The 14,445-nt window shown below is 60.8% G+C and carries 10 protein-coding genes; all 10 read right to left on the bottom strand.

The genetic code is table 11. The features are described from left to right. Nucleotides 1-141: 141 nt before the first annotated feature. A complete protein-coding gene (locus ESB00_RS03995; RefSeq protein ID WP_129046437.1) occupies nt 142-1,131 on the bottom strand; it encodes a hypothetical protein in 990 nt (329 codons plus the stop codon). Next, nucleotides 1,128-4,760, bottom strand: a complete 3,633-nt coding sequence (locus ESB00_RS03990; protein ID WP_164976019.1) for an alpha/beta hydrolase — start codon at nt 4,758-4,760, stop codon at nt 1,128-1,130. The genes ESB00_RS03995 and ESB00_RS03990 overlap by 4 nt, the downstream gene beginning before the upstream one ends. Before the next feature lie 7 nt (nt 4,761-4,767). Then, nucleotides 4,768-5,247 carry a hypothetical protein gene (locus tag ESB00_RS03985; RefSeq protein ID WP_129046435.1) on the bottom strand — a complete coding sequence of 160 codons (480 nt, stop codon included), beginning with the start codon at nt 5,245-5,247 and terminating at the stop codon, nt 4,768-4,770. After that, nucleotides 5,244-7,970, bottom strand: a complete 2,727-nt coding sequence (locus ESB00_RS03980; protein WP_129046434.1) for an Ig-like domain-containing protein — start codon at nt 7,968-7,970, stop codon at nt 5,244-5,246. Before ESB00_RS03980 ends, ESB00_RS03985 begins: the two co-directional genes overlap by 4 nt. 134 nt (nt 7,971-8,104) lie before the next feature. Continuing rightward, nucleotides 8,105-9,619, bottom strand: a complete 1,515-nt coding sequence (locus tag ESB00_RS03975; protein WP_129046433.1) for an NADH-quinone oxidoreductase subunit N — start codon at nt 9,617-9,619, stop codon at nt 8,105-8,107. A gap of 12 nt (nt 9,620-9,631) precedes the next feature. Next, nucleotides 9,632-11,161, bottom strand: coding sequence for a complex I subunit 4 family protein (locus tag ESB00_RS03970; protein ID WP_129046432.1), 1,530 nt, complete (start codon nt 11,159-11,161; stop codon nt 9,632-9,634). 3 nt (nt 11,162-11,164) lie between these two features. After that, nucleotides 11,165-13,084 carry an NADH-quinone oxidoreductase subunit 5 family protein gene (locus ESB00_RS03965; protein WP_129046431.1) on the bottom strand — a complete coding sequence of 640 codons (1,920 nt, stop codon included), beginning with the start codon at nt 13,082-13,084 and terminating at the stop codon, nt 11,165-11,167. Between the two features lies 1 nt (nt 13,085). Then, the gene (nuoK, locus tag ESB00_RS03960) at nt 13,086-13,394 is read right to left on the bottom strand and encodes an NADH-quinone oxidoreductase subunit NuoK (protein WP_129046430.1); all 309 of its coding nucleotides are present in this window, start codon (nt 13,392-13,394) and stop codon (nt 13,086-13,088) included. Further along, nucleotides 13,391-13,894, bottom strand: a complete 504-nt coding sequence (locus ESB00_RS03955) for an NADH-quinone oxidoreductase subunit J family protein (RefSeq protein WP_129046429.1) — start codon at nt 13,892-13,894, stop codon at nt 13,391-13,393. Before ESB00_RS03955 ends, nuoK begins: the two co-directional genes overlap by 4 nt. A 3-nt stretch (nt 13,895-13,897) precedes the next feature. Continuing rightward, nucleotides 13,898-14,440, bottom strand: a complete 543-nt coding sequence (locus tag ESB00_RS03950; RefSeq protein ID WP_129046428.1) for a NuoI/complex I 23 kDa subunit family protein — start codon at nt 14,438-14,440, stop codon at nt 13,898-13,900. Nucleotides 14,441-14,445 lie beyond the last annotated feature (5 nt).

Raw genomic sequence — 14,445 nt, 5'->3', positions numbered from 1 at the left:
CTGGCAAAGTCATCGTTGTTGAAGGGACGAAAGAAGGGCTCGTTACGCAACTGGCCCTCTGTAAGCGCTTCCCATTTCGTTTTGGACCCTACCCACTGTCCGTCAAATCAGGGCAACCCTAGGATGACCCGTTTATTGCCTCTAAGGCCCGATCGCATCCGTTCCAGTAAGTCTCTCGGAAAACAAATTTCTTTTCGGATTAAACTCTAAATTTCGATCAAGCGGAGTTGGGTTAATGTAGTAGGTGAAGCGTAAATGACGGACCGCATCAAAAACTATGTCTCCGTAAATCTTACCGTAATGAGCACTCACCACCTTGCCACTGGAATCGAGAACCGTGCGGACGCGAAAGAAATAGTTCAGATTCTCGCGTTCGTGCGGCAAAAGATCACTAACATCTGTAAGTCGACCAAATCGCTTTGTCCATTTCGGCTCGTAACCTTCCTCTGGGGCTTGCCGAGGTAATTGAATCAAACGCCTCGCGGGGGAAGCTTGCCGTGAAACGATACCATCACCGGGATTCATAAAAGTTAGGTTTAAGACACACTCGAACGCCTTCTGTTCGTCCACAAGCGGAACGATGGTGCGATAATCAAAAATGAAGTCAGCGGTTTTCCCCTTTCCATAAGGCGGGACCCAATCGGAGACAACCAAATCAAATCCCACGGCTCCTTCGATAGGCAGGCTAGCCCGCTCGTGCAACCCGTACCGGCGTGCGTATAGTGGAATCGGATTCACAATACGTGGCACGACAATCTCGACCTGTGGGTTCCATGGTTCCCACCGACCGTTTTCCACCTGTTTAAACCTATACTCGCCACCAAAACCGGGATAGTAATTTCCTTCTGGATAAACCCCATAAGCGAGACTGCCCCGAAGACTAGATCCCTCGAGAACAGCAATGCCGTCTTTGTTTATGGAAGCCTTGTAGTGCTCATTAACGTCCCGACCGAATCCCTCGCCGGATTTCCAATATGAAAATGTCGAGGCGCGCACGATGCCAGCCGTGACAGGCGATCCAAGGTCATCGACAACCTTAAAGGTGATTTGCGTAGGATGCCTTATCTGAGCACAGGCAGTCAGGGCCATAAGGCTGAGCAGCGCTAAGTAGCGTTGAGCATGGGTTTTCATTTTAGAAAAGATTCGGTAACAAGTTTATCCCAGGCACGATGATTGAATACATAGGCAATATTTTTGATGTCGCTGTGAAACCAACGACCTATGTATGGAAAGACGTTTTTCACACGTTCACCTTCGTCGTCCAATCGCTCCTGCGGCCAGCCATCTTGCATGGCCATTAGATCGATGTTCCGACTAGTGACCGTGAAAAGTGGCACAGGATTTCGTCCCGCTGGAAAAGAAAGAGCCGGTATTGCGCCGCCGAGAGCATCGGCTCGATTGACCAGATCGGCTGCCGCAGCACTGCCACCGGTTGGGCTGGCAAAGTCATCGTTGTTGAAGGGACGAAAGAAGGGCTCGTTACGCAACTGGCCCTCTGTAAGCGCTGACGCCTCATCCGGAGTGCGCCGACGATAGGTAGTGGTCGTGCCACCATGTGGCCCGCCAGATACAGTCGTTTCGGGGATCAACCATTCTGTATTGTAGCCCCAACCTCCCTGGATATCGAAGGTGAGCAGGGCAGCCAGATGTGTCGTGCCCTTCGCCATTTCTTGAATGATCCAGATCCGCTCGGTGCCAACGGATGGAATCTCACCCGGAGTCTCGTCGTTGTTATTCAGGACGTTTTCTCCAGATGAATAAATATTGATGGCGTTGGGCAGGTTGCCGAACCGATCCATCCAGGTCAGCCCACGTCGCCCATCACCTTCAGAGAACAGTTTGTGCCAATCCGTTGACCAGAGCCTTCGCTCATAGTCCTGCCATTCATTCGGTCTCATGGCATTGACTGACATAGCTGAGTCTGACGTGTCGTAGGCTTCCAAGGCCACGGCAGCGTTGAGCATAAGATATCTGCTGGCATTGAGAGCGTGATCCTTGATCGCGCTGGAAACCACCACATTTCCCATACTGTGTCCGGCAATAACCTTGGAGGAACCAGGCAGATCGTTGACAAGCGGCGCCAAAAACTGAGCGGTCTGGAAAGCCTGTGTAATATTATCCCAGTAATCAGGCGAAAACCCGACATAGGGAACCTGACTATGGTCGCCATTCCATGAGACCGCAGTAAACATGGCGCGTGAGCCCGACTGCCACATGCGCTTAAATGCTTCGGCGTTCCAAGCTCTGGACTGACGTTCGTTGACATTATAGCCATGCACGAAGATGAACATCTTCCCGTTGGTGGCGCTGTCGGGATAACCGGACGGCTCACTCAAATCGGTTTGCCGGTTGACTGCTTGGCCTGTCACAGCACGCAGATTAGCCCAGCGATACATGCGCTCAACCTCGCTTATCTTAAGATACACACTGAATCCGGCAATCTCCGCACCGTCTTCCTCGACGACCAGGCGAAGCGGCTCGCTTGTAGCGCCTTTGCCTTCAACTAGAATGACGCCCTTTTCTGGACTGTTTTTGATTCGATCCAGAAAAGTGCTGTCTAGCACCACACCAGCCGATGGGATATTCGTAATTGAAGCCTCATGTGCTAGCTTTTCGACAGCTGGGAACCCGTATGCAGCACGCTCCTTGCTGTGTTTCAAATAGTCGAACGCCTCAGTGCGTGCGAGGTCCGTATAGACGAAATTTAGCGCTGAGTCCGCATGCTTGAGCTTGTATTCTCTATGACCTGCAATCGGGGGCAGTTCATGGAGTAAGTCTCGTATATCGATATAGATTGGGAAGAAATCGATCAGATCGGATCGCCCGTCTACACCAGCCTTATCGTGGTCTGGCGTGCGTCCGTCCAATTCCCAAAAACCAGCAAGGCGTCCTGGCTCGTCAGGATTACCAACCAAGGTGGGACCGGTTTCTGCTATATCACCATCATCATCATCATCATTTATCCAAAATCGAAAACCCAATGATGCATCCGGCTGGTCGCTGCCGTCGGTTTTGATTTCGCCGTCGCGGTTGGCGTCCACGTAGAGACCGAGGCCGATGGCTTGCAAGGGCAGGCTGACGAGAGCCGTGCCGCTGTCGGTTTCGAGGGTGAGGACCAATGGCGCTGAACTGCTGAAGCGGGCTTCGATCAGGATGACGCCTTGGTTTTCGTAACGAATGCGGTTCAGGAAATCATCCGAAAGAGCCACGCCTTCTTGGGTGATCGGCAGCACGGTGGCCTCGGCTGCGGGTTGGATGAATTCCGGCCCATAGGCATAGCCCCAAGGATTGTTCCTGAAGCTGAAGGCGTTGCTTTGCTTCAGGTCGGTATAAATGAAGTTAAGCGCGCCGTCGGCGTGGCTGAGTTTGCAGACCACATCGGACGGCAGGGCGGTGAGCAGGGACTTGATATTAAGGAAGACCGGGAAGAAATCAGCCAGGTCGTCGGGGCCATCAACCTGACCGTCGAAGGCGTCTGGTATACCGTCGTTGTCGTCGTCGTCGAGGTTGGCAGTCAGAAGGTAAGGTTGCGTCGCGGAGACCGTGTCGGCGTTGGCAATGACATGGTCGGTCATCGGACCACTGGCGGGCAGCAGGGCACCATCGCCGTTGGCGTCGGCGGTCAGCGTGGCGTCGTAATTGTCGCTTTCGAAGGCCACCACTCGGTAACGGCCGGACTGCCCGTTCTTCCGTGCAAAGGGATCTATGAGATGTGCCTGTGTGGCTGTCGCGTCGTTCGCGACGGCTTCCGAGCGAAACTGGAGGTCTGTCGGTTCGGTGGCCCCCTCGGGCGTGAATGTCTCCATCCAGGTGATCGTGCGTGCCAGCCCGGGTTGGATCTTCAGCTTGTAGCGCAGCTTGCTGGCGGAGGCCGCGTCCGGGCCAAAGGCGTAATGAGCCTCAGCTTCCGACACGGGCTGGTATGCATCGGTGAATACCCAATCGGCCTGCTGCAATTTCTCATAGGCCTCGGCGGCCAGGAAAGGCTGCCTGACCAGCGTGGCCTGCCGGCCATGTCCGGGAGTGCCAGTCGTGTTCACCACACCAAGCGGCTTGAACTGTCCCTGTCCCGGCGCAACGAGGTCATAGGCGTTGGTGTGGTAAACGACGGACGTGCCGTCGGGCTGAGTCTCTGTCCAGTAGAATTGGATGCCGGGCAGATGCCGATACTGTGCTGTGGGCGACCAGGCGAACCAGCTTACCTTTCCTTTGGTCTCGGTGACGTCAGCAATGTAGAACATCGGGCGCGGCACATAGGATGGGCCGTGACTGTTTACGATGATGCGCCCCGCACCTGATCCCTTGATGGCAAAAGATTTCTGCCCATCCTCCGAAAGCGCTTCCAGATCAAAGGTGGGGTGGCCGGCGCTGTCCCACACGGTCTGCAGTGTGATGACGCGGTAACGCGATTCCGAACCCAAATAGGATAACCCCACTCCGCGGATCGGACGAATGATTTCCGGATGGTTGGCGGCATAGTTCGGATCCAAGGAAAACACGGTCGTCTGCGTGCCCGGAGCAGCGGGCTCAATTTCCTGAACCGAGAGAGGCCAGACCGTCCGCTCTATCCGCTCGGCCAAAATCACATAAGGTTTGGCCGGCTGGTAGTCGTGCTGTTGCGAGTGAACCTCGTTGCCCGCCGTCGCTTCGATGTCCACCACGCCGCCGACGGAGGGCGGCGGTAGTTCCTGCGCCCGCAACCCGTAAAAACAGTTAAGCATCAAAAAACCGACGTAAACGTAAGCAAATCGCGTGTGCATTGGAAGATCAGGGCACCGGAACTTCACCGCCTCCGCCTTCACCACCGTCTCCATCCCCCGTGCTGATCGGTGGCACGTCTGGAGCCGCGATCCGCACCTCGGCGATCCCGTGCTCGTTGGCTTGCACTGTCACATTGGTCACCCGTGCCCCATCACTTACCAGGACATTGCCGGTTTCCGGCACGCGCAGTGTGACCGTGACACCGGGAAGCGAAGTGCCGTCGCTGCGCCCGACCCACACCCTCAGCCGACCATCAGCTAGCAGCTGCCTCCGGGGACCGAGCAGCGGCACCACAAGAAGCTCCGGACTGCCGCTGACCGTGTTTGGTTTTGGGAAAAATGCCATCAACTGGCCGGCCGGACCGGCGGTCTTTGAATGCCACACGGCGCCCTGAATTTGCGCGAAGGCCGCGGAGGCCAGCAGCAGTGCGGCGCCGCCGATTGCCTGTCGAAAGACCCTGAGCATCGAGGAAAAAGATGTGTTCATGGCGTGCGAAGATAGACGCGGGCGATGCCGTCGGAGCCGGTGCGAACGTCCGCGGTCTGCCCGACCAACGGTCCGTTCAAGGTGAGGGCGATTTGGGAATCACCACTTTCGATGGTCAGTGTCACGGGCGCGTTGATCAGCGGATTGCCAACGGCATCCACAACCCGCACGGCCATCACGCCGCCGGAGCCCAGATCGAAATCGCCGCCGATCAGCGGCAGGATTTCATGCATGATGCCGTTGTAGTAATCGCGGGGATTGGTGCCGCGCCGGTATTCCTCCCGGTTGTTGAGGCTATCTCCGTCGGGGTCGGCGGTACCGTCGTCGGCGAGCGGATCAAGGCCCCGATGGACTTCGTGGTCGTCGCGCATGCCGTCGCCATCGGTGTCGGCGGATTGGGGATTGGTGCCCACCCTCGCCTCGTGGATCAAAGTCAGGCCGTCGCCGTCAGCATCCTCATTAACCATACCGCCTATGTTGGCCACGAGCGGATTCAAACCCTGTGCGAGTTCCCATTTGTCCGGCAGGCCGTCGCCGTCACGGTCTTGACTACCAAGGCTGTCAGGCACTGCGGGATCGGTCCCGAGCACAAGTTCTTGCTCCAGCGTAAGACCGTCGCCATCAGCATCAGTAGCAAGAGAGATGCCGGCTTGAACTCGGGTCGGGTCGTAGCCGAGCAGGACTTCCACCGCATCTCCGATTCCGTCGCTATCTGAATCAATCAGTCTCGGGTTGGTGCCTGACTGGGATTCATGCCCGTCCATCAAGCCATCGAGATCGGTATCAGCAAAGTTATCGTCGGCGCTGATCGGGTTAAAACCATGCTGCCGCTCCCAACCATCGGCCAAACCGTCGCCATCTGTATCGGCTTGAGTGGGATGTGTCCCTAACAGGTATTCCTGAATGTTGGAGATTCTGTCATCATCCGAGTCGCCGGTGCGGTCATTGACTGCGGGGTTGAGGCCCCGGGCTGTTTCCCACGTGTCATCCATGCCGTCGAGATCGGCATCGGCAAACAACGGATTATCGACTCCCGCGTAGAAGTCATCCATGCTTGCCCCTTGACTGGCGTGGCCGATCACAGAGAAGCCGGTATAGGAGGCTGTGGCCGGATCGTTGAACGGCAGATCCACCGCGATCATCCGACCATCGGCGTAAAGGTCCCACTTCCCGGTGGTGTAGTCTTCGCGAAGGGTAAGACGCAGCCAGACGTTGGCACGCAAGCTGGTATCCACCGGCACGGCGTATCCAGTGTCGAGCCAAACGGTTCCGCCAGCCGAGCCTTGGGCGGCCTGCAAGACAGCCGAAGAACTCGTGCCGACCAAGGCTACTCGGGTGCCGTGGGTGAACAAGATCACGGCATCTTCGGGCGACGCAGCGGCAACCGGCCGCAAAAGCACATCGGTGAACACGGGAGAGATGGTCCCGCCGACAAGCCTCACCTGTAGACTCTCGGATGGCTCGCCCCCAGGCAACGTCACTTCCTGCGCGCTCGATGCGTTGGGCTCATCCAGCACCGCAACCTTGTCTGTCGCCGTCCAGCCTTGCTGGCCATGCAGAGCGCCAGGCCGGTAGTTCTCCCCCGGCTCGAAGTCCGCGACAAAAGGCAGACCGGTCGGCTCCGCCTGAACCACGACGCTGAGCTCCGTCGAGGTGGCGACCGCTCCCTTGTCGTCAATGGCTTTGGCAGTGAAGGTGTAACTACCGGGAGCCGCGAGAGACCAGGGCACGACGTAGGGAACAGCGGTTGCCTCACCCACTTTCACGTCACCCTGGTAAAAATCGACTCGCGTCACCGTGCCATCCGAGTCTGCCGCCTCGGCCTCGAGAGCGAAACTCGCGGGTGCCACGAAGCGCGCCAAGCCGACCGGGCGGGTGATTGTCACGCTCGGCAACTGGTTGACGGCAGGCGGGACCAGTTGCAGCACCGCGCTGCTGTTGACGATGAGCCGGTCGCAGCTGACCGCGCCGACAAACCGGCTGCCGCCGTTGAGCGTGAGTGTGCCGTCTGGCGCCTTGAGGAAGGCATGCACCGTACGACTGCCGTTGACCGAGAGTCCGCCGCCAGCGATGCGAAGCTGCAGCCATTCTGAATGACCGGATGCACCCATGTCCGCGTTGGTTGAAAAGCCGCCGTCCACCGTCACAACCACAGGGCCGATCACGGTGAAGGAGCTGTTGCTGTTCAGCGTGAGGTTTTGGAAATGATAAAGGGCCGGCGCAGTGTCGCCGACGACGCCGAGAGTGAAACCACTGCCGGCGTTGGCGTTGAAATTACCGTATGTGCCGGGAGGCACGACGATGTGTCCGACGTTGCTGTTTAAAGTGAGATTCTTGAGCGTGGAAAAGTCGCCTGGCGACTGGCCCGGACTGTTGAGCGACACGCTCCGCGTGCCGGTGGGTTGAGGCGGTTTGCCGACGGACGGCAAGGCAACGGGATCAGTGCGTCGGATCACATGCCCGAGCCGGGAGCCAGTATTGAGCATTACCTTGTGGCTGGTCGGCGTGGCGACGCCGAGCCCCTCAACCGTGCCGCCGTAAACCACGTTGCCGTTCAGCTGCACCGTCGGCGTTCCGGGCAAGAGAAGATCACCGGTGACGTTTGCGCTGCTGTTAAACGTCACACTCTCCGCGGTCAGAACTTGAACCGAGCCCTCCACCCGTCCGTTGAGCGTCGGCGCGTGGCGCACCAGGGCTGTGCCAGTCTGGGCCTGCGATTCCAAGAACGCAGCCAAAAGACAGGCCAAGCCTGTGAAGCATGCTCTCCTCCCGAGGAACATGCCGCTACCCTAACGGCTATTCGCTCCCAAGCGCAGAATTCAAACCGCCTCTTTTAAGGCGTCCGGCACCCACTAAATCACGGCAGCAGCCAGCGCGTGAGCGGCTCCTGGTAGAAACCGAGGAGAACCGTGACGAGGGCGAGCGAGGCGAGGATGGCGCTGCCCACCAGCGTGGGCGCGGTCGCGGCCGGGCGGGCGGGGGCGGCCTCCGGATTGGGCGTCCACGTCTCGAAGAAGGCGGCCTTGATCCAGCCGAAGTAGTAATAGATCGATACCACCACACCGACGATGGCCACGGCGAGCAGGCCGTAGAGGTGGGCTTGGAACGCGGCGACGAAGATCAGCAGCTTGCCCATGAAGCCGGCCAGCGGAGGGATGCCGGCCAGCGAGCCGACGCCAACCGCGAGCACGGCGCCGAGGAATGGGCGCTCCTTGGCCAGCTTGTCGTAGTGGTCGAGCTCCTGCGCGGTGTCGTCGGCGCCGGCGAGATACGCCATGACGCCGAACACCGCCATCGAGGCGAAGAGGTAGGTGAACAGGTAGAACCACACGGCACCGGCCGCCCACGGCACGGTGAGCGCGGCGATCACGCCCATCAGTAGGTAACCTGCATGAGAGACACCGGAAAGGCCCATCAGGCGCTTGGCGTTGCGTTGCTTCAAGGCGGACAGGTTGCCGATCAGGATCGTGGCAGCGGCGAGCACGGAAAGCACGGGCACGAGCTTGTCGCTCAGCGGGGCGAAGACGTCGAGCACCAGCGTGAGCAGCACGGCGAAACCGGCCGCCTTGGACGAGACGGCGAGGAAGGCCGTAACCGGCGTCGGCGCGCCCTGATAGACATCGGGCACCCAGACGTGGAATGGGAAGGCGCCGATCTTGAACGCCACACCGCCGATCACCAGCAACGAGCCGGCAAGCGCGAGGAAGCTGTCGGGGTTTTGCTCCAGGAAACCGCGCACCACGGCGAAGTCGAAACCGGTGCGGACAAAGCCGTCCAACTCCACGCGGCCGACCGCGCCGTAAAGCAGCACGATGCCGAAGAGCATGATCGCCGAGCTGAGCGCGCCGAGCACGAGGTACTTGAGGCCGGCCTCGAGCGTGAGCGCGTTGTCGCGGAAATAACTGACAAGAATGTAGAACCCGATGGTGACCGTCTCCAGGGCGACGAAGAACATCGCGAAGTGGTTGCTGTGGGCGAGCAGCATGAGCGCCGAGGTCACGACCAGCACGATGTGGTAGAACTCCACGCGGGGCATCTTCGCGCGCGGCAGGCAGATGGTGGCGAGGAAACAGACCAGCAGCGACGAGGTGAGGAAAAACACGCGAGCAATCTGCCCGGCGGCGGTGAGCCGGATCAGCCCGCCAAACAGCATTTCCTCACTCCAGGTCGTGCTCGTGAAGGTGACGATGACCGCAGCCAGCACCATGCCCAGCGAGGCGATCGCCATGGCCGGGATGTAGCGGTGGTGCTCCTTGGGCGTTACGATTTCCAGCACCAGCAGGCCCAGCGCGGCGCAGGCCAGGATGATCTCCGGCCCGATGGCCCACCAGTGGTTCGAATCAGCAACTGCCTTGAGTAGTTCCGGGGACATGGCGGCGGGAAATCAGCGTTGGAAGGAGACGGGCGCGACGTCGGCCACCTTGGCCGGCGGATTTAGCGCCTGATCCACGGGCAGGGAGATGGACTTCGGGTAGAAGCCGAAGAACAGGAGCGCAGCCAACAGGAGCAGGGCGGGCAGACGCTCGCCCCAGCCGAGGTCCAGCGGCGGATGGGCCTTGAGCACGCGCTGGAGCGGTTCGCTCTGCGGGCCGAAAAACACCCGGGCCGCGGCGCGCAGACCGTAGATGGCCGAGATGATGACCCCGGCGATGGCCACGGCGGTCAGGCCGGGCGAGAATTTCCAGAGGGCGACGAAGACGGTGAGTTCGCCCCAGAAGTTGGCGAAGCCGGGCAGGCCGACGCTGGCCATGGTAGCCGCCACAAAGAAGCCCGCGAGCACGGGGGTCTTCTGCGCAAGGCCACCCATCTCCGACAGGTCGAAGGTGTGGGTGCGATGATGGATGCAGGTCGCGAGCAGGAAGAGCAGCGCCACCGAGAGACCGTGCGCCACCATGAGCAGCACCACGCCGCCAGTGCCGACAGTCGAGAGGGCGGCGATGCCGAGGAAGCAGTAGCCCATGTGCATGACCGAGCTGTAACCGAGCATCTGCTTCAGGTCGCGCTGGGCCATGGTGACGAAACCGATGATGAGGACGTTGCCCACGGCGGCCAGCACGGCCAGCGGCCAGGCCCAGTGCGCAGCCCCCGTCGGCAACAGCGGCAGGGCAATCTGGATCAGGCCGTAGAGACCGAACTTCTTAAGCACGCCGGCATGCAGCATGGCGGCCGAGCTGGGCGCAGCGCCGTAGCCCAGTGGAGCCCAAGTGTGCAGCGGCCAGAGAGAGACGAGGATGCCGAAGCCGAACATCAGGACGCCGAAGATGTGTTTCTGCGTCGTGACCGCGAGGCCGTCGGCGGCGATGGCCTCCTTGAGCGAGATCAGGTCGAAGGTGTTGGCCCCGCTCTTCACGTAGATCGCGATGAGGCCGATCAGCGACAGCATGGCGCCGACGGTGAGGTAGATCGTCATCTTCATCGCCGCGTAGTTGCGGTCGCGTCCGCCCCAGATGCCGACCATGATGAAGGTCGGGATCAGGGCCAGTTCGTGGAAGAAATAGAAGAAGAAGATGTCCACCGAGGCGAAGACGCCCAAGAGGCCGCCGTGCATGATGAGCAGGAGCACGAGGTAGGTCTTCAGCCGCTCGGCCGAGGAGCGCAGAGCGTAGAGCCCGGCCGCACCGCCAACGATGGCCGCGAGGAGGAACATGGGCAGCGCGATACCGTTGAGGCCGAGCTTCAGGCTGATGCCGTAGTTCGCGAGACCGGTGTCAATCGAGCTCAGGTAGTGGTATCCCGTGCCGCCCTCGGCCGGATACTGCGACCAGAGCCAGAGCGCGACCACCGCCGGGACGGCAAAGGCGACGAGGGCCAGCTTCGTGGCAAACCGCTTGGGCAGCCCGAGCGCGATGATGAGCGCGGCCACGAGCGGCGTGGCGATGGCGAGCTGCAGAAGTTGGGCGTTGGAAGAATTCACGACTTAGAGAATGCCAGAGGCGAAGGCCCAGAGGACGACGGCGCCGAGCAGGAACCAGTAAACGTAAACGTGGAGGCTGCCGGTGTAGAGCGCGCGGGCGCCGAGGCCGATGAAGCCGACGATGCCGGCGACGCCGCGGATGATCAGGCCGGCGAGGAAGATCTGCTCCAGGAAGTTGATCAGCATCGCGAAGCGCTGCTGCACCTTGGCGACGTAGTAGTCGTAGGCCTTGTCGAAGGACTCCTTCACACCGGTCAGCAGACGGAACAGGCCCTGCGACTTCTCCTCCAGCGTGTCGTGGTCGGAGGGCTTGTAGAAGAAAAGTGCGGCACCGCCGCCGAGCGTCATGACCGCCAGCGAGACGAGCAGGATGACGGTGTGGTCGGAGCCGTGGGCGTGCGGGACAAGGGCGGCGATCTCGCCGCCCAGCTTGCCGAAGGCGAAACCGTAACCGCCAACAACAGATAGCACGGCGAGGATGATCAGCGGCAGCGTCATGACGAAGCCGCTCTCGTGCGCGTGCTCGGCGTCCTTGGAGCGGGGCGTGCCCAGGAAAGTGATCTTCCAAAGGCGGATCATGTAGAACGAGGTGATCACGGCGGTGAGCGCCAGCAGGGCGAAGACCGCGGTGTTGTTCTTCATCGCGAGGTAGAGGATCGCATCCTTGGAGAAGAAGCCCGACAGGAGCGGCATGCCGATGATGGCGAGCACGCCGATCGTGAAGGTCGCGAAGGTGACCGGCATCTTCTTCGCGAGGCCGCCCATCTTGAAGATGTCCTGCTCGTGGTGGCAGCCGTGGATGACGGAGCCGGAGCCGAGGAACATGAGGGCCTTGAAGAAGGCGTGCGTCGTGAGGTGGAACATCGCGGCGCCGACGCCGGCGGCGGTGGCCATGATGAACGTCGCGTGCTCATGCTGCATACCGCTAGCACCAACGGTCAGCGCACTGGCCTGATGCGATTGATCCAAACTCCCCAACCCAAACGCCGCGACCATGTAGCCGAGCTGCGAGAGCGTCGAGTAGGCCAGCACCTTCTTGATGTCGCTCTGGACGATGGCGCACAGGGCGGCGTAGAGCGCGGTGACGGTGCCCACCCACATGATGACCTCAAGCGCCTGCGGCACCATGAGGACGTTGACGCGGCAGAGCATGAAGATACCGGCGGCCACCATCGTGGCGGCGTGGATGAGCGCGGAAACCGGCGTCGGGCCCTCCATCGCGTCGGGCAGCCACACCTGCAGGGGCATCTGCGCCGACTTGCCCATCGCGCCGCAGAACAGGAGGAGCGGAATGGCGGTGCTAAAGACCAGCTTTTGCGCGGCGCCGAGCTCGGCCAGTGCGGTGAAGTTCACCGTGCCATTGGCCCAGAAGCACCAGATGATGCCGAGCAGGAAGCCGAAGTCGCCCACGCGGTTGACAATGAAGGCCTTCTTCGAGGCGTCGGCCGCGGACTGCTTTTGGTGATAGTGGTTGATCAGCAGCCAGGAGCTGAAGCCGACCAGCTCCCAGAAGATGAAAATCATGAACAGATTGTCGGCGAGCACGATGCCGATCATCGAGAACATGAAGATGGAAAGGCCGCCGAAGAACCGCGCGCGGGCTGCGTCGTCGTGCATGTAGCCGAGCGAGAAGACGTGGATCAGGAAGCCCACAAACCCGACGATGAAGAGCATCAGCGCCGCAAGGTCGTCGTATTTGATGCCGAGCGAGATCGCGAAGTCGCCGAAGCGGAGCCATTCCCACGACTGCTCAAAGCGCTCACCGTGCAGAAGCAGGATGATGGAGATCGCCGCGATGGCGCCGGCCGTGGCCGTGGAGAGATAGGAGGCGAGGGCGCCGCGCTTGCGGAGGAAAAACGCGATCAGCGCCGCCGACGCGAGCGGCAGGAGCAGGACCAGGATGGCGTGCGAGAGCATCGTCATGTCAGTGCTTCAAAAGGTTCAGGTCGTCCACGTGGACGCTGTGGCGCTTGCGGAAGAGCGCGACGATGATGGCGAGACCGACGGCGACCTCGGCCGCGGCGATGGTGAGAATGAAGAAGACGAAGACGGCGCCGTCGAGCGTGCGCTGAAACTTCGAGAACGCGACCAGCGCGAGCGTCGAGGCGAGCAGCATGAGCTCGAGGCACATGTAGATCACGAGCGTATTCTTGCGGAGCAGCACCCCGAAGAAGCCGATGGCGAAGAGCAGCGCGCTCAGGGCGATGTAGGTTTCGAGTCCGGCGGGGTTCATTTGGCGGCCTCCGTCGTGGCGAATTTCTTGCTCAGCACGATCACGCCCAGCATGGCGATCAGGAGCATGAAACCCACGATCTGCACGGGCAGGAGGTAAGTGGTGAAGAGCATCTCGGCGTAATTCTTGAGCGTGGGAACAGCGTGCGCAGCACCGGTAGTGGCCGGGGTGTTGATGCCGACCGTGTGCGCCCCGACCACCAGCAACGCGCCACCCAGCACCGCGGCGGCGGCGGAAAGCTTGCCGAAGGGCTTCTGCGCGCCCGGCGTGGTGTCGAGCAGCATGATGATGAAGAGGAACAGCGCGACGACCGCGCCCGCGTAAACGAGCAGGAGCACGAAGGCCAGGAGCGCGGCGTCGAGCAGCACGAACAGGCCGGCCAGGCCCACGAGCGACAGCAGCAGGCAGAGGGCGGCGTTTACGGCGTCCTTGTTCAGGACCACGGCCAGGGCGCTGCCGAGGGTCAGGAGGGCGAAGGTGTAGAAGACGAAGTCAGCCATGGCTCAATGGTGGGCGTTGCCGTGCTCTTCGGCGGCTTTCTTCTTGTCCCACTTGAAATGCTGGTCGGGCAGCGTGCCGCCGAGCTCGTAGAGCTTGGCCTTGTCGTTGACCATCTCGGCGCGGGTGTAGCCGGCCATCGAGAAGGTGTTCTGGAGGAAAATGGCCTCCTCGGGGCAGACCTCCTGGCACAGGCCGCAGTAGATGCAGCGCAGCATGTCGATGTCGAAGGCCTGCGGGCCCTTCTCGACGTGGGCGCGCTGCGGCTGGTCGGCGGGGACTTCACCCGGCGTGATGCGGATGGCCTTGGGCGGGCAGACGAATTCGCAGAGCTGGCAGGAGACGCACTTCTCGCGGCCGTTCGGGTCCTTCACCAGCGTCGGCACACCGCGGTAACCGGGCGGGATGGCGGGACGAACGTCGGGATACTCCAGCGTGACGTTCGGCTTGAAGAGGTGCTTCAGCGTGACCTTCATGCCGGCCACAATTTGCGGCAGGTAGAGGCGCTCCGAGAGCGAGAGGGATTTGCGTTCGACGACGTAGGCCATGGCGC

Origin of the sequence: Oleiharenicola lentus (assembly GCF_004118375.1) — a bacterium.
GTDB classification, from domain to species: Bacteria; Verrucomicrobiota; Verrucomicrobiia; order Opitutales; family Opitutaceae; genus Lacunisphaera; species Lacunisphaera lenta.
Note: the sequence above shows the minus strand (reverse complement) of the source record. Positions and strands in the feature narration are given on the sequence as shown.

Excerpts from the sequence above, each read along its gene's own strand:
- ESB00_RS03995 (WP_129046437.1), bottom strand. The coding sequence starts at position 1,131 with ATGAAAACCCATGCTCAACGCTACTTAGCGCTGCTCAGCCTTATGGCC.
- ESB00_RS03990 (WP_164976019.1), bottom strand. The coding sequence starts at position 4,760 with ATGCACACGCGATTTGCTTACGTTTACGTCGGTTTTTTGATGCTTAAC.
- ESB00_RS03985 (WP_129046435.1), bottom strand. The coding sequence starts at position 5,247 with ATGAACACATCTTTTTCCTCGATGCTCAGGGTCTTTCGACAGGCAATC.
- ESB00_RS03975 (WP_129046433.1), bottom strand. The coding sequence starts at position 9,619 with ATGTCCCCGGAACTACTCAAGGCAGTTGCTGATTCGAACCACTGGTGG.
- ESB00_RS03965 (WP_129046431.1), bottom strand. The coding sequence starts at position 13,084 with ATGACGATGCTCTCGCACGCCATCCTGGTCCTGCTCCTGCCGCTCGCG.
- nuoK (WP_129046430.1), bottom strand. The coding sequence starts at position 13,394 with ATGAACCCCGCCGGACTCGAAACCTACATCGCCCTGAGCGCGCTGCTC.
- ESB00_RS03955 (WP_129046429.1), bottom strand. The coding sequence starts at position 13,894 with ATGGCTGACTTCGTCTTCTACACCTTCGCCCTCCTGACCCTCGGCAGC.
- ESB00_RS03950 (WP_129046428.1), bottom strand. The coding sequence starts at position 14,440 with ATGGCCTACGTCGTCGAACGCAAATCCCTCTCGCTCTCGGAGCGCCTC.